We start from the raw sequence: 20558 nt of genomic DNA on the forward strand, positions 1-20558 counted from the left end.
ACTGTTTTTGCCATGCAATCGTAGATGCTACAAGGGTTTAGCCCGATTCGTGAAACACCGCGAGGTTTGTTCAAATAGCGCCGCGCCACCGGGTAATCCGGGCTTTTTCGGGAAAACGCCTTAAAGAAGACTTCCCTCCGGTGGCCGCGCTTGATGCTTCGTGGCAATTGCAGGAACGATTTCGACGCCCATACCGCTCAGCGCATATAGACCTCATTGGAGTTGTCGTGAAACAACCGTTCTATAAAGTTCTCTACATTCAGGTGCTGGTCGCGATCGTGATCGGCATCCTCCTCGGCCATTTCTATCCGGCACTGGCGATCGACATGAAGCCGCTCGGCGATGGCTTCATCAAACTGATCAAGATGATCATCGGACCGGTGATCTTCTGTACCGTGGTGACCGGTATCGCCGGCATGCGCGACATGAAGAAGGTCGGCCGCGTCGGCGGCAAGGCGCTGCTGTACTTCGAAGTCGTGTCGACATTCGCGCTGGTGCTCGGCTTGGCGGCAACGCATATCCTGCGCCCGGGCGTCGGCTTCAACGTCGATCCGAAGACCTTGGACGGCGCCGCTGTCGCGTCGTTCGCGAAGGCCGCGCATGGTCAGAGCGCGACGGACTTCATCCTGCATATCATTCCGGATACGCTGGTCTCGGCGTTTTCGCAGGGTGAAGTGCTGCAGATCCTGTTGATCGCCATCCTGTTCGGTAGCGCTTTGGCCGCCGCCGGCGAGAAAGGCCATGCAGTGACGGAACTGATCGAGAAGTTCTCGGCGGTCTTCTTCGGCATCGTGCGCATCATCACGAAGGTCGCCCCGATTGGTGCATTCGGTGCGATGGCCTTCACGATCGGAAAGTACGGCGTGGCGTCGCTGATCCCGATGTTGAAGCTGATGGGCACGTTCTACCTGACGTCGATCCTGTTCGTGCTGATCGTCCTCGGCGCCATCGCACGCGCCGCCGGCTTCAGCGTGGTACGCTTCGTTGCGTATATCAAGGAAGAGATGCTGATCGTGCTGGGTACGAGCTCGTCGGAAGCCGCCTTGCCGCAACTGATGCAGAAGCTCGAACGCCTGGGCTGCTCGCGCTCGGTGGTCGGTCTCGTCGTGCCTACCGGCTATTCGTTCAACCTGGACGGCACCAACATCTACATGACGATGGCCGTGCTGTTCATCGCCCAAGCGACGAATACCGATTTGAGCTGGGGGCAGCAACTGACGCTGTTGGCCGTAACGATGTTGACGTCGAAGGGCGCCAGCGGCGTGACCGGCGCAGGCTTCGTGACCTTGGCCGCCACGCTGGCCGTAGTGCCGACGATCCCGCTGTCGGGCATGGTCCTGATCCTGGGTATCGACCGCTTTATGAGTGAATGCCGCGCGCTGACGAATATTGTCGGCAACGGTGTGGCAACGATCGTCGTGTCGTCATGGGAAAAGGAACTGGACCGCGAGAAGTTGAATCGCGAACTGAAGCACGAGACGGCGACGCAACGCGCCTGACGCCTGCTGGCGAGTCCGCGCGCGCGAGCGCGCGGGCGACGCCGGTATCCGGCGGATTCCCTCCTCTGACGCCGATCGCCGTGCGCCCGTTCCCCTCCTCAGAAAGCGCCGGCCTGCCGGCGCCTTTCATCCGGCCCCCGGCCACCCCCCATCCCTTCCGTCGCGCCGTGCTGCTGGCCCTGCTATTGATGCTGGCCTTGGCCTGCGCGGCGACCTGGACGATCAGTTGGCACCGCGGCATCGACGCGCTGCGTGAACGCGCGACGTTCCGCGCAGAGCGGGTCAATGCGAACCTGAAAGCCACGCTGGATCGCTATGCCTTGCTGCCCTATCTGGTCTCCACGCACCCGTATATCGAGACGCTGCTCGACAGCCCGCCCGGCAGTCCGGCACGGCAGGCAGCCGTGGCACGCGCGAATGCCTTTTTGAAGCGGGTCAATCACGAAGCGAATGCCAGCGCGACCTATGTCATCGATGCAAACGGGGTCTGCGTCACCGCCAGCAATTGGGACCAGCCGACCGGCTTCGTCGGCCTGCATTACAACTTCCGTCCCTATTTCACCGACGCCATGGCGGGTCGCACCGGACGCTTCTTCGCCATCGGCACCAGTAACGCCGAACCGGGCTACTACGTTTCCCAACCGATCCGCGCCCCCCGGGCGGTGAACGAGGCGTCCAGGACGTCGCCGCGTTCCGGCGCGTCGGAGCGGGACACGGCGCCGAATCCGATTCTCGGCGTTGCGGTGGTGAAGCTGGACCTCGAATGGTTCGAACAGACGGACAGTCAGGAACCGTTGATCGCCACCGATGAGCATGGCGTGATCTTTCTGTCGTCGGAGCCCGATTGGAAATACCACACGCTGCAACCGCTGAGCACCCCAATTCTCGAATCGATCCGGATGTCGCGCCAGTACGCGGCGCAGCCCTTGCCGGCGCTGCCGGTCATTGTCGATCGGATTCTGAGTCCGACGACGGAATTAGTGCATATCGGGCCGACCGCCCGCTATCTTGCCAATACGAGCCAATTGGCCGAGCCGCATTGGCAACTGACGACGTTCACGTCGCTGGAACCGGTCGTGTCGAGCGCCAACGCCGCCACGGCGATCACGGCATTCAGCGGCATCTGCCTTTATCTGCTCGGCTTTTATTTGAACGCCCGCCGTGCGCGCGTGCGGGACATGATCCGCAGCGGCACGCTGTTGCGCGCCGCCTATGCCGAACTGAACCAGCGCGTTGCCGACCGCACTGCGGACCTGTCCTCGGCCAACACGCGCCTGCAGACGGAAGTCACCGAGCGAACCCGGGCCGAACAGGAACTGCGCGCCGCGCATCGGGAACTGGTGCAGACGAGCAAGCTCGCCGCCCTGGGTCAGATGGCGGCCGGCATCACGCACGAACTGAATCAGCCTCTGGCGGCCTTGCGCACGTTCTCGGACAATACGCGGATTCTGCTCGAACGCGGCCAGTACGACGCCGCGCAGGAGAACCTCAGCGCCATCGGCTCGCTGACCGAACGCATGGGGCGTATCACTAATCAGCTGAAATTATTCATCACGAAAGCGCGACCACGCGATGCGCTGGCGCCTCTGCCACGCGCCGTCGCCAATGCGCTGATGCTCCTTGAGGCACGCCTGCAAACCGTCCGAATCGGCGTCTGGTACGATCCCGACTGTCGGCTCGACGACAGTGGCACGCGGGAGCCGGTCATCCATGACGGGCTGCTGCCGTTGCCGCTGGATACGCGTCACGGCGAAGCGCGGCAAGGCGCGCCGGACTGGATCGCCCGCTGTGACCAGTTGCGGCTGGAGCAGTTGCTGATCAATGTCATCGGCAATGCCCTGGACGCGCTGCGAGGTCGGCCCGAACCGCGAATCGATATCGTCGCCTCGATGACGCCGGCACACCTGCGGATCGTGATCCAGGATAATGGACCCGGCATTCCCGACGAACACCTGCCGCATTTGTTCGAACCGTTCTATACGACAAAGGAGAACGGCGAAGGCATGGGGCTGGGACTGGCCATCTGCGCCGCCATCGCGTCCGAGCATGGCGGCACACTGCATGCATCCAATCGGCCACACGACAGCGGCGCACGCTTCGTGCTGACGTTGCGCCGTGTCGTCGATGTCACCGGCGCTCCCCTGAACCCAGAGAAATGATGCAAGACGGTCTGACAGTATTATTCGTGGAAGACGACGAATTCGTTCGTCGCGCCAATATGCAGAGCCTGCAGCTGGCCGACGTCGACGTCACCGGTTTTGCCAATGCGGAAAGCGCCTTGGCGCACATCGACGCCGCACTGCCCGGCATCGTGGTGTGCGATGTCAAATTGCCCGGCCTCAGCGGCCTGGACTTGCTCGCCCTATGCCGCGAACGCGCCCCCGATGTGCCGGTGATTCTGGTCACCGGCCATGGCGACATCACGATGGCCGTCCAGGCGATGCGTGACGGCGCCTACGACTTTATCGAGAAACCGTTTTCCGCCGAACGGCTGGTGGAGACGGTCCGACGCGCGCTCGCGCACCGGCGCCTGTGGCTGGAAAATCAGGCGCTGCGGCGACAGTTGATGGCCGGCGACCCGGCCGGCGCACGGCTGGTGGGACAAAGCGTGGCGATGGCAAGGGTGCGCGAGCTGGTGGCCAACGTCGCCGATACCGATGTGCCGGTGCTGGTCCACGGCGACACGGGCACCGGAAAGGAGGTCGTCGCACGCCGCTTGCACGCCCTGTCGCCGCGCGCAGACAAGCCCTTCGTCGCGTTGAATTGCGGCGCCTTGCCCGAGGCGCTGTTCGAGAACGAAATGTTCGGTTACGAGCCGGGGGCCTTCCAGGGCGCGGTACGGCGCCGGATCGGCAAGCTCGAACATGCGTCGGGAGGTACGTTGTTTCTCGACGAAATCGAGAGCATGGCGCTCGCGTCCCAGGTCAAGTTGCTGCGCGTGCTCGAAGACGGCCTGATCGAGCGGCTGGGAGCGAACGAGCCGGTGCGCGTGGACTGCCGCATCATCGCCGCGGCGAAAGGGGATATGGCGAGCCTTGTCGCCAGCGGCAAGTTTCGCAGCGACCTGCTGTATCGTCTGAATGTGGTGACGATCACGCTGCCACCGCTCAGTGCGCGCCGCGACGATATCGGGCCCTTGTTCGACTTTTTCGTGCTCGAGGCCGCCGTCCGATATCAACGTCCGGTGCCCGTGTCGGCCGAACAGCGCCGCGCCGCTTTGATTCAGCGCGACTGGCCGGGCAATGTCCGCGAACTGCGCAATGCGGCGGAACGCTTTGTACTCGGCATTCCCGACGGGCCCGCCACCGGCGGCGCGCAAGATGCCGCGCTGTCCTTGAAGGAACGCACCGAAATGTTCGAAAGCGCCGTCATTGCCGACACCTTGCGCGAACACAAAGGCTCCGTCAGCGCCACCGCGGGCGCGTTGCAACTGCCGAAAGCCACGCTATACGAGAAGCTGAAACGCTATAGCATCCAGGCCCGCAGTGACGCCGGCTGATTCGTGCGCGCGGGTCCGTACCGTGGCGCGGCGGCGTGCCCAAAGCCGGGGACCGTCCCAATCCGATGCCTTTTACTTGATCGGGCCCACTTAAACAGTAATAATTCTCATTTTCACGAATAAGCGCGCCGGCGAGCGATGCCGCCGCGCACCTGGAGCCCCCTCGCCGTGTCCGTCAATCCTTCGCCCGCTCCACGTTCCGCCCCGTCTTCGCGACCGGGCGGCGTGACCCTGCGTTATCGGGTAGCGGTCCTTGCTCGGACGATCGCCGCGGTGGGCGGCGGTTATGGCTGCGCGGCGCTTGCGGCCACGTGCATCGCCCGCTGGCCCGGTGCGGCCCGCGGCGACGCCGTCGGCCTTGGCATGGCGTTGAGCTTTGCGGTCATGGTGTGTGTCGTGATCGGCGTGTTTGCCGCTCGCTCGGCGATGCGCGCCTGCATCAGTGTCGCCGTATTGGCCGCGGCCCTGTTCGCGCTGTTGAGTGCGCTGCGATGACAGTGAAAGCAACGAGGACGCCGACGCCTGCCACGCAACCAGGCGCCGAGAAAGCCAGCGCCGAAAAACCGCGCGGTTTCCGGCAATCGATGGCTTGGCTGCATACCTGGGCCGGCCTGCTGGTGGGCTGGGTTTTGTTCATGGTTTTCGCATTCGGCACGGTCTCGTATTACCGAACGACGCTGACCGATTGGATGCAGCCGGAGCGGCTGATTTCGGTATCGCCAGACGCGTGGCACGCGACGCAGCCGTCCGCTGAGACGCGTGCCACGCCGGCTGTCCCCTCTTTTCCCGAGGGCGTGCGCCGACAAATGCGCGCCACGACGCAGGCCGCCGACTGGCTTGCCCAGCACGCCGCCGGTGCCAGCCGCTGGACGATCTCGCTGCCCGGCAGCGGCGTGACCAACACCAGCGTCTCCTGGCAGGATGCCAATGGCTATCAAACGCAGATTCTGCCCGGTTCGAACGGTCTGACGCCGCGCGCGACCGAGGGCGGCGATTTTTTCTATAACTTCCATTTCCAGCTGCGTTACCTGCCCATTCCGATCGCGCGCTGGATTATCAGCGCCTGCGCGATGAGCATGCTGGTGGCACTGATCAGCGGCATCGTCACGCATCGCCGCATCTTCGTCGACTTTTTCACATTCAGGCCCCGTAAAGGCCAGCGCTCCTGGCTCGATGCCCACAATGTCAGTGCCGTCCTCGCACTGCCCTACCATCTGATGATCACCTATACGGGCCTTGCGACGCTGATGGTGATGCTGATGCCCTGGGGCATGAAAGAGCGCTATCCCGACGGCGGCGCGATGGCGTTCTACGGCGAGGCCTATGACTTCGCACTGCCCGGGAAAGCGTCGGGGCAGCCGCTGCCGCTCCCGCCCTTGCTACCGTTGCTGCACGATGCGACAGCGCGCTTTGGCAATCACGAGACGGCAGTGATCACCGTCGATAATCCGGGTGACGCCGCGGCGCAGCTCAAGTTCAGTCGCGGCACCGATGCGAAGATCTCCGTCGCGCCGGAGTCCGTGACCTACGATGCGCACGGCACGGTCATCGCCACACGCCTCATGGACGGTGCCGCCGCAAGCACGGTGGGCGTCATGTACGGCCTGCACGAAGCGCGATTCGCACCGCCCCTGCTCCGCGCGATCTTTTTCCTGTCGGGCCTGGCAGGGACCTTGATGGTTGCGAGCGGGCTGATCATCTGGACCAACAAGCAGCGGCAGAAACGTAAAATCCACGGTGACCGCTTCCACTTCGGCCTGTGGCTGGTCGAACGCCTGAATCTGGCGGCGATCGGTGGGTTGCCGCTCGCGATGGCAGCGTATTTTTACGCCAACCGTTTGATTCCCGCGCTACAGCCGCAACGTGCCGCGCTGGAGGTCCAAGCCTTCTTCGTGGTGTGGGCGATTGCCGCGGTACACGCCGCCCTGCGCAGCGGGCGACGTGGCTGGATCGAGCAGACCGTTGCCGGTGCAGCGGCATTCGCCGTGTTGCCGATCGTCGATCGGCTTAGCATCGGTAGCTGGGTGATGCCGGGTTTCGATCTGGCGCTGCTGGCCGCGGCCATCCTGCTCGGGACGATGGCGCGCTATCTGGCCGCCACGCCGCGTCCCGCACGCGCGCCAGTCGCGCCCCTTCCGGGAGATAAGCGATCGGCGCGCGACGCCGATCGTCACGCCTCCGCTTCCTCCATACATGAATCACGATGAACGATGCCGTCGCACTCGCCCTGGCCTTGTCGCCTGCCCTGGGCGGCTTTGCCGTATTGAGCATGGCCATGAGCCGCCATCAGGAAACCCTGATCGGCACCACGCTCCGTCCGCCCGCGAATAAGGGCCTTCAGGCAGCCGGGGCGATTCTGCTCTGTCTCGCCTTAGCCGCCTGCATCTGGCATTGGGGCGGTCCGATCGGCGTCGTTGCCTGGTTGGGCATCTTGACCGCCGCGGCGCAGGCGCTGGTCCTGCTGGTGCGCTATCTGCCAGGCGTCGCCCGACACCTCGCCTGGGCCCTGCCACTGGTGGGTCTCCTGGTCTGGTTCACCGCGCATTGAGCGGTTGCGCTCTGCTATACTCGCCGGCTGCACGCCGGATCGGTGTGCAACGGGGCGCCCGTCGCGAACCTTACCGGTTCGGGGGCGGAATCGCCCATTGTACGGTGCGGAAGGAACGGTTTACCTAACGTGATGGGTTCCGCCGCGCGTACTAGCCCGAGCCCCGCTTCGGCGGGCCACCCGATGCCCACCTACGGCAAGATCGAGTGCCCGATCGCGTCAGATCGGGTCGGAATCGCAGTGCTTCATTGCATCGCGGATGCGTCCGACGAAACGGCGACACGGCAGAAGGGATAAGCCCCGGCCCCGCCCCGCGCGCATCCCGGAGACACCAATCATCATGGGTTCGCCCAACCATCCTACCGGTGCGCAACACGCACCCGGCGCCGCGTCCACGCGCGCCCCATCGTCCCGCGCCACGTCGTCCGCGCCGCGTGCCGACCATGACGGTCATCAGACCGCGCTGGCCGCCAGCCTGCTATCGGCGCGCCTCGATCGCCTGCCCGCGACGCGCAGTATCTGGGTGTTCGTCGTTCTGCTCAGTCTGGGCTTCTTTTTCGAGATGTACGACCTGCTGTTCACCGGCTATATCGCCCCCGGCATCGTCAAGAGCGGCCTGCTGTCGTCCACCACGCCAGGGCTGTTCGGCAATAACGGCGTCGCGGGGTTTATCGCCGCGCTGTTTTCCGGGCTTTTCATCGGCACGATCGCCTGCGGCTTCCTCGCTGATCGTTTCGGTCGGCGCGCGGTCTTTACTGGATCCCTGCTGTGGTACACGGTGGCCAACGTCATCATGGCGTTCCAGGACACCGCGTTCGGCCTGAACCTATGGCGTTTTATCGCCGGCATCGGCATTGGCGTGGAGCTTGTGACCATCGGCACGTATATCGCCGAACTGGTGCCGAAGCAGATTCGCGGCCGCGCCTTCGCCTGTGAACAAGCGGTGGGATTCACCGCGGTGCCCTGCGCCGCCATCCTGACCTATCTGCTGTCCGATGTTCGCTTTCTCGGTCTGGAAGGCTGGCGCTGGGTCGTCCTGATCGGCGCCCATGGCGCGCTCTTCATCTGGTGGATCCGTCGTCATTTGCCGGAAAGCCCGCGTTGGCTCGCGCTGAAAGGGCGACATGAAGAAGCGGAGCGCATCGTCGCGGATTTGGAGCGACGCGTGGAAGCGGAGTACGGCAAGCCGCTGCCCCCGCCGTTGCCGCCGGAGCCGGTGGGCGAGCGCAAACGGTTCCGCGATATCTGGAAAGGCGTTTATCGCAAGCGCACGACGATGCTGGTGATCTGCCACGTGTTCCAGACCGTCGGCTATTTCGGTTTTGCAAACTGGCTGCCGACGCTGCTGATCTCGCACGGCGTCACCGTGACCAAAAGTCTCGGTTATTCCAGCATCATCGCCGTGGCGGCGCCAATCGGCCCGATGATCGGACTGTGGCTCGGCGATCGCTTCGAACGCAAGAGCATGATCGTCTTCATGGCGGGCGCCGCCATGGTCTGCGGCCTGCTATTCAGTCAGGTGACCAGCAGCATGCCGCTGATCCTGACCGGCGTGCTGATCACGCTGGCCGGCAATATGATGTCATTCAACCTGCACGCGTATCAGACCGAGCTATATCCGACGGCGATTCGGGCGCAGGCAGTCGGCTTCGTCTATTCGTGGAGCCGGTTCTCCGCCATCTTCACCGCGTTCGCGATTTCGGCGATCCTGCACGGTTTCGGCGTGGTCGGCGTTTTCGTATTTATCGCGGTCGCGATGCTGATCGTCATGCTGGTGATCGGACTGATGGGTCCCAAAACGCGGGACATCGCGCTCGAGAAAATCTCGCATTAGGGTAAATCAGTTGTGGCGATTCCTGCTCGGCAGGGCGACGGTTCGCGAGAAATGCGCATACAATGTGCCTATCTTCTCGATTTGCCGCACTGCACAACCGGTATGCCCGACGCTTCGCCTTTTTCAGTAGTGGACGGCCTGGACGCCCAGGCCGTCGACAAGCGCGCCGCCTCCGACGGCGTTGCCTCGACGCTCCCGTCTCAGCCAGCCGCGCTGCTGACCGAGGCGGCATCGACGCCATCCCGGCCGAAGCGTAAGAACGATCCCGAGCAGACGCGGCAGAATATCCTGGAAGTGGCAACCGAGGAGTTCGCGAGCAATGGGCTCGCGGGCGCGCGCGTGGATGCGATCGCCGCTAAGACGCGCACCACGAAGCGGATGATTTACTACTACTTCGGCAGCAAGGACGAGCTGTACCAAGCCGTGTTGGACCAGGCTTACGGCGGGATCCGGCACAATGAAGAGCGCTTGCATCTGCTGGGCTTGCCGCCGGTCGAGGCTATGCGCACATTGGTCGGCATGACATTCGATTATCACGACGCGCATCCGGATTTCGTGCGTCTGGTCAGCATCGAAAACTTCCAGCAAGCAGCGTTTCTCAAGCGCTCGAAAACGAGCCGCGGGCGCAACGCCACGGCGATCCTGCTATTGGAGCAGATCCTGGAGCGCGGCGTGGCCGCGGGCGTCTTCCGTGCAAACGTCGATGCCATCGATCTGCATATGCTGATGAGCAGCTTCTCGTTTCACCGCGTGCTGAATCGCTACACCTTCGGCACGCTGTTCGGTCGCGATCCGCTGCTCTCGAGTCAGCGTCCGGCGCAGCGTCAGATGCTGGTCGAGGCGGTGCTGGCCTATCTTCGGCCCGATGCGGTCGCGACTTGATCGCATCGATTCCGCATAATCACGCCATTTTTTACGCACTTCCCGCATTCACTGCTAATTATTGATGGGTATCGTGCAATATACCCACACCTAGCACGCAATACCGATTCCTTACATCTCCCCATTTCACTATAATCTCGGCCAGGGACTGCCGCTTGCAAACGGCGCCCCATGGACTAGCCAGCTTTTTTGCGCTGGCCGAGACACCGGTGAGTTAGAGATTCGATGCGGAACGCGACATCAAAAACAGCGGACCTGGGCATGCCTGTCGCAGCCCTGCAAGGCGTGGGGACGACAGCGGCGATGCCATCGCGCAAGGAGCGCGGGCAATCGGCCCTGGCGGTTGTGATCGGCAGCGCGCTCGAATGGTACGACTTCTTTCTGTACACCTTGCTGGTGGGCAGCGTCATGTCCGCGAGCTTTTTTCCATCGACCGATAAGTTCGTCGGCACCGTTGCCGCCTATGCCACGTTTGCCGTCGGCTTCGTCGCGCGTCCGTTCGGCGGGCTCTTACTCGCTGCCCTGTCCGATCGCTTCGGGCGCAAACGCATCCTTGTCTTTATCCTGCTCCTGACCGGCGGCAGCAGTTGCCTGATCGGTCTGCTGCCCACCTATGCCTCGATCGGTCTGGCCGCGCCGTTGCTGCTGCTCGTCTTACGCATCATTCAAGGCGTGGGTGCGGGTGCCGAATTCGCGGTGGCTGCGGTCTATGCGGTGGAAACCGGTGCGGCGCGCCACAGTGGCGTGCGGGGCGCACTGCCGGCCACCGGCGTCTATGCGGGCATGCTACTCGCCTCGGCCGCGCTGGGCATTTTTTCCTGGCTTACCGGTCCGGCCTTCGCCGATTGGGGCTGGCGGATCCCCTTCCTGTTCAGCGGCCTGTTACTGCTCGCGGGCGTCTGGATCCGGCGCAATCTGAGCGAGACGCAAGCGTTTCAAGCGGCGCAGAACGCGCACGAAACGCAGCGACAAAAACGCACCACCGTGCGCACGCTGCTTCGTGACGAATGGCGCGGCGTGTTGATCGTCATCGGGGCGCAGTTCGCGCAGGCCGGCTTGGGCTTTCTGTTCCTGACCTTTACGTCCTACTATCTCACCACGACGCTCGGCATGCCGCGTTCGGTATCGCTGCACGCCACCTTGATCGCGGCGGCAGTTGCCGTCGTGACCGCGCCGCTGTTCGGCGCGCTGGCCGACCGGATCGGCGTGCGGCGCTTCTTTATCGGCGCGCTGCTGTTCTCGATTGCCGCCAGCATCGCCTACTTTCCGCTGACTGAAACCCGCTCGCCGATGTTGATCTATCTCGCGATGGTGCTGACGATCGGCATCGGCGTGAACGGTTTGCTGGCGGTTCAGGGCGCGCTGTTCTCGGCACAATTTCCCGCCGCAGTGCGGGCCAGCGGCGTGGCATTGGGCCGTGAACTGTCGACGGCCGTCGTCGGCGGCCTGACGCCGATCCTCGCGATCTATATGCTGCGCGGTGCGGGCTCGACCGGCGTGGCCGCGTTGGCGGTCGGTCTGACGCTGGTGTCGCTGCTGACTGTCGTATTCTGCCGCGGGAAGAATACGATGCGGGACGGCGAGTAAGTCCGTAACGCGCGGGCGCTACGTGCCCGTCGCTTCCGGCCGTCGATTGGCGTCCAAGCCGATGGCCTTGAGCAGATAGTCGGTGGCGAGCGCGATGCCGCAACCGATCAGCGTTGCCCCGATGCGCTCGCGATACAGCGCGATTTCCGCGCCAAACTGGCCGGGATCGACCAGACCGAGCATGCAGACGATGTAGGCCGTCAACGCCGCGCTGAAAAACAGATAACTGACACGGTTCAGCGTATAGGCGACGAAGGCGAACACGCTGGTCGCAACGATCAGCATCGCCGTTCCTGGATGGGTCAAATAGATCGCAAGCGTCGCCAAGGTCGCGCCGCCGATCGTGCCGATACAGCGCTGCAACACACTGTGGAACTCGTCCTTCAACGACGGCTTCAAGACGACCAAGGCCGTCATCGGCGCCCAATAGCTGTGCTGGAGTTTCAAGACGTGTACGAGGATGCCGGCTAGCGTACAGGCCAGCGCGGCCCGTAACGCGGTCGCCCAGGCACCCCGCGCATCGCTTCTCAATTCCTGCGACGGCAAGGTCGGCGGAATAGCCCGACGCCAGCAGGCCAGCGCCAGGCCGAGCAACACGATTTGCACCGCGCCACCGGCGCCGACCAGCAGGGCCCGTTGCGCCGCATGCGTCGTCGACGCGCCGAAGTGGTTGATATCCCGCATCACGTGATCCACGTGCGGCAGTATTGCCGCCAGCAGCAGGCCGACGTCGACGGGCGGCGCCACCGTGCCGGTCCCGGCATTGCCGCTGCCGCCGCTGCCGGCGAAACTGCCCGCCACGAACAAGGCAATCGTCGATTGCTGGCAGATCCAGGTCAGGCCCGGCCCGCGCATCGCCGCCCATCCGCCCAGCGCGGCCCAGATCGCGCTGGCAAGCAACATGGCCGGTAAAGAGGCGCCGATACGCGATCCGATCCACGCCGACAACATCATGCCGAGGCAGGCCAGGACCATCGGCATGATCGACACCCGCGTGAAACGCTGCAGCGCGCCCAAGCCGACGGTGAAGGCGCCGCCCGCGACAATCAGCATCGGCACCATCTGTTGCCGGAACGCGCCAACCGACAGGCACAGCGCGATGGCGGGCCAGGCCAGCAAGCCGGTGCGCCATAAACACTTCTGCCAGTCGGGCGCGACCAGGTTCTCCCATGGCGCGGGCGACGGCGAAACGGGATGCTTCGAGGAATCGTTCATTCAAAAAAAATGCACAGGGCAACGACGTGTCGTCCTGTGCATTACCTTACCATCGGCGCTCGAGAATCAGCGTGCGCCGATCTGTTGCTGTGCCTTCAAACTGGAACGGATCTTGGTCGCATCGCTCGTCGCGATGGCGTCCGCCGCATTCCCCCAGCTATTACGGATATACGTCGACACTGCGGCCACTTCCTCATCGGACAGCTTCCAGGCGAACGCCGGCATTTGGGCGCTGGTCGGGTTGCTGGCGGTTGCCGCGCCGCGGCCACCCATCAGGATCGTACGCATCACGTTGTTCGCACCCGGCGCTTGCACGCCCGGATTGTGCGCCAAGGACGGCACCATCGCATCCACACCCTCGCCACTCGTCTTATGGCATGCGGCGCAGTTGCTTTGATAGATGTCGTGACCCAGTACCATCATCGCATCGGTTTGCGACGACGCCGTCGGCAACTTCCGGTCCGAGCCCGGCAGGCTCTTCAAGTAGGTCGCAATCGCGTTCAGATCGCCTTCGGTCATGTGCTGCGTCGAGTTCGTCACTGCCTCGCCCATCGAACCGGCCGCCACGCTGATGCGGTTGCCGCCCGTGTGCAGATAGGCGACGACGTCCGCATTGCTCCAGCTACCGATACCGGTATAGGTATTGCCCGTGATTTCCGGCGCATGCCAGCCTTCCAGGTCATACCCTTGCAGATAATCCGTATCGCCGCCCAGGAAGTTCTTGCCGCTGTGGCACGCCGTGCAGTGACCCAGTCCGTCGACCAGGTAGGCACCGCGATTCCATTCGATCGACTGCTTCGGATCCGGCGTGAACGGTGTCGGATTGAAGAACAGCAGATTCCAGAAGAACAGCGACTGACGAATGTTGAACGGGAACGGCAACTGGTTAGCAGGCGGGGCTTCGGCAACCGGCGCAACCGTCTTCAAGTAAGCGAAGACGTCGAGCAGGTCCTTGTCGCTGACGCGCGAATACAGGTTGTACGGCATGGCCGGATATAACAGCTTCGCGTGCGGTGCAACGCCGTCCTTCACCGCATGCAGGAACTGCGCATCGGTCCAATCACCGATACCGAACTGCTTGTCCGGCGTGATGTTGCTGGAGACGATCACACCGAACGGCGTGTTCAGGCCCAGGCCGCCCGCGAACGGCTTGCCGCCTTTCGCCGTGTGACAGGCGATACAGTCGCCAGCCTGCGCGAGATACAGACCACGCTTGATCGGATCGGCTTCGTCGCTGCCGTCCGACTTGCCGTACTGCGTGATCTTATCCAGCAAGGCCGTATCGACCGGCGCGTTTGCACGCTGATGCGAACGCCAGGCAATCAAGCCGGCCAGCACGACGATCGCGAGGATGATCAGCACCACGATCGCGATCACGATGCGTTTGGCGCCCGAGCGGCGCGGCGCCTGTTGAGTAGGAGTGTGCGCCATCGTTTAGACCTTCACCAGTGCGCCAGGCGCCTTCAGATAATGATCGCGGATCGCCTGCGCCGCATGCAGCGTCAGTGCAGCCACGGTACCCGTTGGGTTGTAGCCACCGTTGTTCGCGAACGCCGAAGCGCCGCAAACGAAGGTGTTCGGCACATCCCAGCTCTGCAGATACTTGTTCACGGCGCTCGTCTTCGGATCATCGCCCATGCACGCACCACCGGTCGTGTGCGACGACAGGTTCGTCATCGGCGTGTACGGTGCCGCGGTCGGCTCCGAGCGTTCGATCGTTTCGGCATTCATCGCCTTCGCGATTTCGACGGACTTGTCCGCCATGAACTTGCCCGAGCGCTTGTCGTTTTCGTTCCAGTCGAACGTCACGCGCAGCAACGGCTGGCCGTGGCGATCCTTGTACTCCGGATCCAGGTCCAGGAACACGTCGCGGTGCGGATAGCTATTGCCCATGACGTAGATCGAATTGAAGTTCTGATAGGCCTTCTTATAGGCCTTCTTCCAATTCGAACCCCATGTCGGCGTACCCTTCGGCACGCCGCCGGACAGCCCGATCGGACGGCCGTTGGTCGAGTGGATCAGTGCGGTGCCGCCACCGATGAAATCGAGATTCGAGTGATCGAAGTTATCGCTGTTGAAATCGTCGATCGACTGCGCCAATGCGCCGGCGCCGATAAACGGATTCAGCTCCTGATCCTTCAACCAGATGGAAGCGCCCGAGATTGTCTGATAGGCGTAGTTCCGGCCCACGACGCCTTCGCCGGTATCGCGGTTGTACGGCTTGCCGATACCCGACAGCAGCATCAATCGGACATTGTCGAACTGGTAGGCCGACAGCACGACGATATCCGTCGGCTGTTCCCATTCCTGATTCTCGTTGTCGATGAAGGTGACGCCCGTGGCCATCTTCTTGTCCGCCGTCAGGTTGACGCGCAGCACTTCCGAATCCGGGATCAGGCTGAAATTCTTGCGCGCCATCAGCGCCGGCACGACGCAGGCTTGCGGGCTGCTCTTCGACCAGTTGCCGCAACCGAAGAATTCGCAATAGCCGCAGTACGTACACGGGGCCATCTTCACGCCGAGCGTGTTCGTGTAGGCGCCCGACGTATTGCCTGCCGGCACGGCGAACGGGTGATAACCGAGGTCCTTCGTCGCCTTGTCGAACAGCAGCGCAGCCTGCGTGCGTTCCAGCGGCGGCAGCGGATAGTCGCGCTGACGCGCGCCTTCGAAGATATTGCCACCCTCGATCTTCTTGCCCTGGATGTTGCCCGCCTTGCCCGAAGTGCCGGCAATGCGTTCGAACTTGTCGTAGTAGGGCTCGAGGTCGTCATACGTCACGCCCCAATCCTGCACTTGCAGACCTTCGACAAACTTGTTCTTGCCGTACTTCTGCACCGTATTCGAATACGTCTGGAAGTCGTTCGGCAGGAAACGCCAGGTCATGCCATTCCAGTGCGAACCGGCGCCGCCCACGCCCCAGCCGAACTGGTAGGTGTTCATGTCGCGCAGCGGCAGGGCTTCCTGGTCCGGGCGATTACGGAACGTCATCGTCTCGACGCTCAACGGTTGCAGTAATTCGCGACGACGGGCGAAACGCAACTCGTCGGTATCGATGCTGGTCGGGAAATCGGTGCTGGTATCGCGCCACGAGCCGCGCTCGATGGCGACGACGTTCAATCCTGCTTCCGTCAACTCGTTCGCCATCAGCGAACCGGCCCATCCCAGGCCTACGATGACGGCATCCACTTTTGGCCGCTTTTGCGCCATGTTGGATACTCCTTGCTATGTATTTGTGGAGACCCCGTGTCATGAACGCGATACCGCATTCATGACCGGTTCGGGACACGCAGGTCTGGGTCTTTAAGTCGTCTTGGTCGGCTTGCGGATGAAGCTGACAGGCTTGATGTCCAACTTCTGGCCCGGCTTGCCGATGTAGTCACGGAAGTCGTATTGCGCGCCCGGGAAGCCCACCATTTTCCAGCCCGCCATGTCCTTGTTGCCGCCGTAGATCGGGTCGGCAAAGAAACCTTCGCGCACGTTCCAGAGCACGAGGTTGAAGAACAGTTTGGCGTCGACGTTGGACAACGGCAACGTGCCGGATTCCCACTGACCGATCATTGCGTCCTGCGCATCGGGCGCGAGGTCGACGAACGACTTGCCGCCCTTGGTCTTCACTGCGGCATCGAAAGCCGCCAGACCGGCGCGCCAGCGTGCTGCGGGACCTTCCTTGAACTGCGGGCCAGCCTGCGGCAGACCTTGCTTCAACGGGCCATCGAGGTAGAGATAGCTGCCCTTGCCGTAGGCGCCGGCCAGTTGCGCATCGATGAACACCGCGCAGCCGGCTTCCTTGCCGCCAATGCTCAGCTCGTCCGCCGGGATCAGTCGGTCGGACAGGGCTTCGGTCAACGCCGCTTCCTCAGCGGTGAAGAACTTCCAGCCGTCGGCGACCACCGGCGTCGGTGCCGGTGACGCCTTCCCGGTCCAAGGCATGCCGCCCCAAATCACTTTCGCTTTTGCAACCGTCACACTGCCAATCAGCAGCGCGATCGATACGAGAAATCCCCGTCTGCGCATGTCTTCCCTCTGGATGCTTTATGAATTGCATCGTCTGCCCGAGCCCGGCCCGCGTCGGAGGCCCTCGCGATCATTGCGGTAGCTTCCAATGGCATTCAGAGCGACGGTATGTCGCGGCTGACGATTCGGACGCAATCATACAAATGTCTTCGACGCAAAGCGAACCCCGAATTACGCCTTGTTTACAGTTTGAATGTTGCTGAATCTTCGTTGCTAATTGCAGTATCCACAACAATCGGATGGGCGTGAGAAAAATCTAAACGAACTAACCATTTAGTACATTTGGATCCTCTTGCAAAAATTACGAATTGCTTTCTACCAAAAAGTGTCGAAAGGCATTTAGAAAGTGACGGCACGCGCGCGCGGCAATATGCCACGGCGCCAAACCAACACTAATGTCGGGGTAAGCGATTTCAAAATAGGGGCAATCCCGCGATGCCGATTAGCGACACCGCGGAACCATTTTGAATGCGATCGATCAGATGGGCGAGGATGTATCGTGCCCTGGGACATTGCCGATTGCGGCGCGGCCGGCAGGCGTAAGGCACGCGCTCCCCCTGCCGCTCTCCTCGAGCGTCCATGTGGCAAGGTCGGCATCGGCCAGGACGGTCAGCAGCCGACGCAAGGTGCTCATCGGCAAGCCGCTGCGCTTGCTGACACGTGCCAGCGACAAACCGGACGCCGCGCTTGGATCGACCAGAACCGCCAGCAAGCGCGCCAGTTGCTCCTCCAGGGAGCCGTCGCTGTCGGAGGCACCGCTTGCTGTGGTGCCGGCCTCACGGCCCCCTTCGACAGCCTCATCGGGCGCCGCGCTGGCCGACTCGTCGAGTGGATGCGAACTCACGCGACCGTTGCTTCCAGGGCCTGTGCCGTTTTCGACCCTTTGGCATGCAGTACCGTGACCTTTTCCATCAATACCGGGATGGACTTGGAAGTCGGCGTGCGGGCGCCGTCGGCGAAGCTGTCCAACGGTACCAGCGGATTCGTCTCCGGGTAATAGCCGGCGATACAGCCGGCCGGAATGTCGTATTCGACCAGCAGGAAATCGTCCGCACGCCGCGTGACGCCGTCATCCCAGACGCTGACGAGATTGATCCGCTCGCCTGCCTTGAAGCCCAGGCGCTCGATATCTTCCTTACAGGCGAAGATCACCCGACGCTGGCCGAACACGCCGCGATAGCGGTCGTCCATCCCATAAATCGTCGTGTTGTATTGATCGTGCGAACGCGTGGTCATCAGCGTCAACAGCTTGTCGCCGAAACGCGCCCGCGCCCGATGGATTGGGGAATCGGTCGGAATGGCGTGGACCTTGAACTCGGCCTTGCCGCTGGGTGTCTTCCAGACGCGGTCGCGCGAGGCCACGCCCAGGTGAAACCCGCCGGGTTTCGCGACGCGGGCGTTGTAGTCCTTGAACGCATCGAAGATCGACTCGATGGCGTCGCGGATGCGCGCGTAGTCGTCGATGTACCAAAGATACGGGACCGTACTCTCCGGCAACGTAGCCGCGGCCATCCGTCCGACGATCGCGATTTCGGACAGCAGGTCCGGCGACGCCGGCTTGTTAATGCCATACGAGATATGGACCATGCTCATGGAATCTTCGACCGTCACGCCTTGCGCCACGCCTGCCTGCGTATCGATTTCGGTGCGGCCCAGCGTTGGCATGATCAGCGCGTCGCGGCCATGAACCAGATGGCTCCGGTTCAGCTTGGTCGTGATCTGCACGGTGAGGTCGCACGCTTCGAGCGCTTCGGCGACCCGCGGCGTGTCCGGCGAGGCCATCAAGAAATTGCCGCCGAGCGCGATGAAAACCTTGACCTGTTTGTCGAGCATCGCCTGAATCGTCGCGACGACATCCAAGCCGTGCTCACGCGGCACCTTGAAACCGTAGACCTTTTCCATCCGATCGAGCATCGCTGCCGGCGGCCTTTCGTCGATGCCGACGGTACGATCGCCCTGCACGTTCGAGTGCCCGCGCACCGGGCACAGACCGGCGCCGAGACGGCCGATATTGCCGCGCAACAGCATCAGATTCGTCAGCATCTGGATCGTACCGACCGCGTACTTATGCTGCGTCAGACCCATGCCCCACGTGGAAATGACTGCCTTGCCCTTGATATAAACTTCGGCCAGTTGCACGATCTGGTCGTACGGCACGCCCGACTCGGACACGATCAGGTCCCACCGTTCGGCGCGGATATCGGCGGCCAGCGCGTCGAAGCCGTGCGTGTGCTCGGCAAGGAAAGCGACATCGACGATGCGCTCGGCGCCGCTTGCCAGCGCCGCGTCGTCACGCTCGATGACGTGCTTGATCAAGCCCTTTATCAGCGCCAGATCGCCGCCCAGCGTCGGCTGAATGAACATCGAGCTGATCGTCGTGCCGGTGGTCGACAGCATGTCGTGCACGTGCTGCGGGCTGGCAAAGCGTTCCAGGCCGCGCTCCCGCAACGGATTGATCGACACGATCGTCGCGCCGCGCTTCGCGCACTCTCGCAACTCGCCCATCATCCGGGGGTGATTGGTTGCCGGATTTTGACCGAAAATAAGCAGCGTATCGCACGCGTCGAAGTCGTCCAGCGTCACCGTGCCCTTACCGATCCCGACCGAAGGCGGCAAGCCCTTGCTGGTGGGCTCGTGACACATATTCGAGCAGTCGGGGAAGTTGTTGGTGCCGTATTCGCGGACGAACAGCTGAAAAAGAAAGGCGGCTTCGTTGCTGGCGCGACCGGACGTGTAGAACGACGCGTGGTTCGGGTCCGGCAGCGCGCGAAGATGCTTGGCGACCATCCCGAAAGCGTCGTCCCAAGCGATCGGTTTGTACTTGTCGCTGGCGGCGTCATACACCATCGGCTCGGTCAGGCGACCGTGCTGTTCCAGTTCGTAGTCGGACTGTTCGAGCAGGCTCGTGACGGTATTGTCGGCGAAGAACTGCCGTGTGACCCGCTTCGACGTGGCCTCGGCCGCGACGGCCTTCACGCCGTTTTCGCAGAACTCGAAGGTCGACGCATGATTCCGGTCCGGCCAGGCACACCCCGGGCAATCGAAACCGTCCGGCTGATTCTGCGCCAGCAGCGTGCGCATGCTCTTGCTGACGATCTTTTCCTTGAAGATATTGATCGCCACGTATTTCAGCGCGCCCCAGCCACCGGCCGGGTTGTTGTAAGTTTCGATCTTTGGGTCTGACATCGTGCCGCTCCGCTACTTTATTTGTGCCCATGAAGCATATGCCTGCGACATATTGTCGGCATATACAGGGGAAACGAGAATAAAAGAACACAGTTTTCGGAGCACAGTCCCGACTGGGCAAGGAAAACGGCGCGTGAGGGCTACAAACGCGTGAGCAGTGGCGTCTTTCCAGAATGATCGATGCACGTGGCGTTGGCAATCATCGACGATCCAACAAAGATCAAACACCCTCATCGCCCTAGGGTGTCTTGAAAATCTAGGGTTAACCCCATAATTACAGGTAACGAGGAGGTG

The 20558-nt window shown here is 62.6% G+C and carries 15 protein-coding genes; 9 read left to right on the forward strand and 6 right to left on the reverse strand.

What is annotated here, in order from left to right; genetic code table 11:
• Positions 1–227 precede the first annotated feature (227 nt).
• From ABEG21_RS25320 to ABEG21_RS25360, 9 genes are all read left to right on the forward strand, one after another.
• Positions 228–1499, forward strand: a complete 1272-nt coding sequence (locus tag ABEG21_RS25320; RefSeq protein WP_347558356.1) for a dicarboxylate/amino acid:cation symporter — start codon at positions 228–230, stop codon at positions 1497–1499.
• Positions 1427–3658 carry an ATP-binding protein gene (locus ABEG21_RS25325; protein ID WP_347558357.1) on the forward strand — a complete coding sequence of 744 codons (2232 nt, stop codon included), beginning with the start codon at positions 1427–1429 and terminating at the stop codon, positions 3656–3658. Before ABEG21_RS25320 ends, ABEG21_RS25325 begins: the two co-directional genes overlap by 73 nt.
• Entirely contained in the window at positions 3655–4998 is a 1344-nt protein-coding gene (locus ABEG21_RS25330) for a sigma-54 dependent transcriptional regulator (RefSeq protein WP_347558358.1), read from the forward strand. Before ABEG21_RS25325 ends, ABEG21_RS25330 begins: the two co-directional genes overlap by 4 nt.
• A 168-nt stretch (positions 4999–5166) precedes the next feature.
• Positions 5167–5493 (forward strand): iron transporter, encoded by a 327-nt coding sequence (locus ABEG21_RS25335; RefSeq protein WP_347558359.1) that lies wholly within the window; start codon positions 5167–5169, stop codon positions 5491–5493.
• Positions 5490–7205 carry a PepSY-associated TM helix domain-containing protein gene (locus ABEG21_RS25340; protein ID WP_347558360.1) on the forward strand — a complete coding sequence of 572 codons (1716 nt, stop codon included), beginning with the start codon at positions 5490–5492 and terminating at the stop codon, positions 7203–7205. The genes ABEG21_RS25335 and ABEG21_RS25340 overlap by 4 nt, the downstream gene beginning before the upstream one ends.
• Entirely contained in the window at positions 7202–7546 is a 345-nt protein-coding gene (locus ABEG21_RS25345) for a DUF3325 domain-containing protein (RefSeq protein ID WP_347558361.1), read from the forward strand. The genes ABEG21_RS25340 and ABEG21_RS25345 overlap by 4 nt, the downstream gene beginning before the upstream one ends.
• A gap of 340 nt (positions 7547–7886) precedes the next feature.
• Positions 7887–9380 (forward strand): MFS transporter, encoded by a 1494-nt coding sequence (locus ABEG21_RS25350; RefSeq protein ID WP_347558362.1) that lies wholly within the window; start codon positions 7887–7889, stop codon positions 9378–9380.
• A gap of 102 nt (positions 9381–9482) precedes the next feature.
• Complete coding sequence (locus ABEG21_RS25355; RefSeq protein WP_347558363.1) at positions 9483–10262, forward strand: TetR/AcrR family transcriptional regulator; 780 nt, start codon at positions 9483–9485, stop codon at positions 10260–10262.
• Positions 10263–10523: 261 nt separating this feature from the next.
• The gene (locus tag ABEG21_RS25360) at positions 10524–11849 is read left to right on the forward strand and encodes an MFS transporter (RefSeq protein ID WP_347558364.1); all 1326 of its coding nucleotides are present in this window, start codon (positions 10524–10526) and stop codon (positions 11847–11849) included.
• Between the two features lie 18 nt (positions 11850–11867).
• Here ABEG21_RS25360 and ABEG21_RS25365 read toward each other — a convergent pair whose 3' ends face one another.
• The 6 genes from ABEG21_RS25365 to ABEG21_RS25390 all read right to left on the reverse strand — a co-directional run bounded on the left by ABEG21_RS25365 (position 11868) and on the right by ABEG21_RS25390 (position 20264).
• The gene (locus ABEG21_RS25365) at positions 11868–13064 is read right to left on the reverse strand and encodes an FUSC family protein (RefSeq protein WP_347558365.1); all 1197 of its coding nucleotides are present in this window, start codon (positions 13062–13064) and stop codon (positions 11868–11870) included.
• Positions 13065–13130: 66 nt separating this feature from the next.
• On the reverse strand, positions 13131–14495 hold the full coding sequence (locus ABEG21_RS25370) for a cytochrome c (RefSeq protein ID WP_347558366.1): 1365 nt from the start codon (positions 14493–14495) through the stop codon (positions 13131–13133).
• A 3-nt stretch (positions 14496–14498) separates the two neighbouring features.
• A complete protein-coding gene (locus tag ABEG21_RS25375; RefSeq protein WP_347558367.1) occupies positions 14499–16271 on the reverse strand; it encodes a GMC family oxidoreductase in 1773 nt (590 codons plus the stop codon).
• Between the two features lie 93 nt (positions 16272–16364).
• Positions 16365–17078, reverse strand: a complete 714-nt coding sequence (locus ABEG21_RS25380; RefSeq protein WP_347558368.1) for a gluconate 2-dehydrogenase subunit 3 family protein — start codon at positions 17076–17078, stop codon at positions 16365–16367.
• A gap of 478 nt (positions 17079–17556) precedes the next feature.
• Complete coding sequence (locus ABEG21_RS25385; RefSeq protein ID WP_347558369.1) at positions 17557–17922, reverse strand: helix-turn-helix domain-containing protein; 366 nt, start codon at positions 17920–17922, stop codon at positions 17557–17559.
• On the reverse strand, positions 17919–20264 hold the full coding sequence (locus ABEG21_RS25390) for an FdhF/YdeP family oxidoreductase (protein ID WP_347558370.1): 2346 nt from the start codon (positions 20262–20264) through the stop codon (positions 17919–17921). Before ABEG21_RS25390 ends, ABEG21_RS25385 begins: the two co-directional genes overlap by 4 nt.
• Positions 20265–20558: the final 294 nt, after the last annotated feature.

Origin of the sequence: Robbsia sp. KACC 23696 (genome assembly GCF_039852015.1) — a bacterium.
In the GTDB taxonomy this organism is placed as follows: domain Bacteria; phylum Pseudomonadota; class Gammaproteobacteria; order Burkholderiales; family Burkholderiaceae; genus Robbsia.

Bases quoted from the DNA above. Each gene is read 5' to 3' on its own strand.
- ABEG21_RS25325 (WP_347558357.1), top strand. From the start codon at position 1,427: ATGGGAAAAGGAACTGGACCGCGAGAAGTTGAATCGCGAACTGAAGCA.
- ABEG21_RS25330 (WP_347558358.1), top strand. From the start codon at position 3,655: ATGATGCAAGACGGTCTGACAGTATTATTCGTGGAAGACGACGAATTC.
- ABEG21_RS25340 (WP_347558360.1), top strand. From the start codon at position 5,490: ATGACAGTGAAAGCAACGAGGACGCCGACGCCTGCCACGCAACCAGGC.
- ABEG21_RS25345 (WP_347558361.1), top strand. From the start codon at position 7,202: ATGAACGATGCCGTCGCACTCGCCCTGGCCTTGTCGCCTGCCCTGGGC.
- ABEG21_RS25350 (WP_347558362.1), top strand. From the start codon at position 7,887: ATGGGTTCGCCCAACCATCCTACCGGTGCGCAACACGCACCCGGCGCC.
- ABEG21_RS25355 (WP_347558363.1), top strand. From the start codon at position 9,483: ATGCCCGACGCTTCGCCTTTTTCAGTAGTGGACGGCCTGGACGCCCAG.
- ABEG21_RS25360 (WP_347558364.1), top strand. From the start codon at position 10,524: ATGCCTGTCGCAGCCCTGCAAGGCGTGGGGACGACAGCGGCGATGCCA.
- ABEG21_RS25365 (WP_347558365.1), bottom strand. From the start codon at position 13,064: ATGAACGATTCCTCGAAGCATCCCGTTTCGCCGTCGCCCGCGCCATGG.
- ABEG21_RS25370 (WP_347558366.1), bottom strand. From the start codon at position 14,495: ATGGCGCACACTCCTACTCAACAGGCGCCGCGCCGCTCGGGCGCCAAA.
- ABEG21_RS25375 (WP_347558367.1), bottom strand. From the start codon at position 16,271: ATGGCGCAAAAGCGGCCAAAAGTGGATGCCGTCATCGTAGGCCTGGGA.
- ABEG21_RS25380 (WP_347558368.1), bottom strand. From the start codon at position 17,078: ATGCGCAGACGGGGATTTCTCGTATCGATCGCGCTGCTGATTGGCAGT.
- ABEG21_RS25390 (WP_347558370.1), bottom strand. From the start codon at position 20,264: ATGTCAGACCCAAAGATCGAAACTTACAACAACCCGGCCGGTGGCTGG.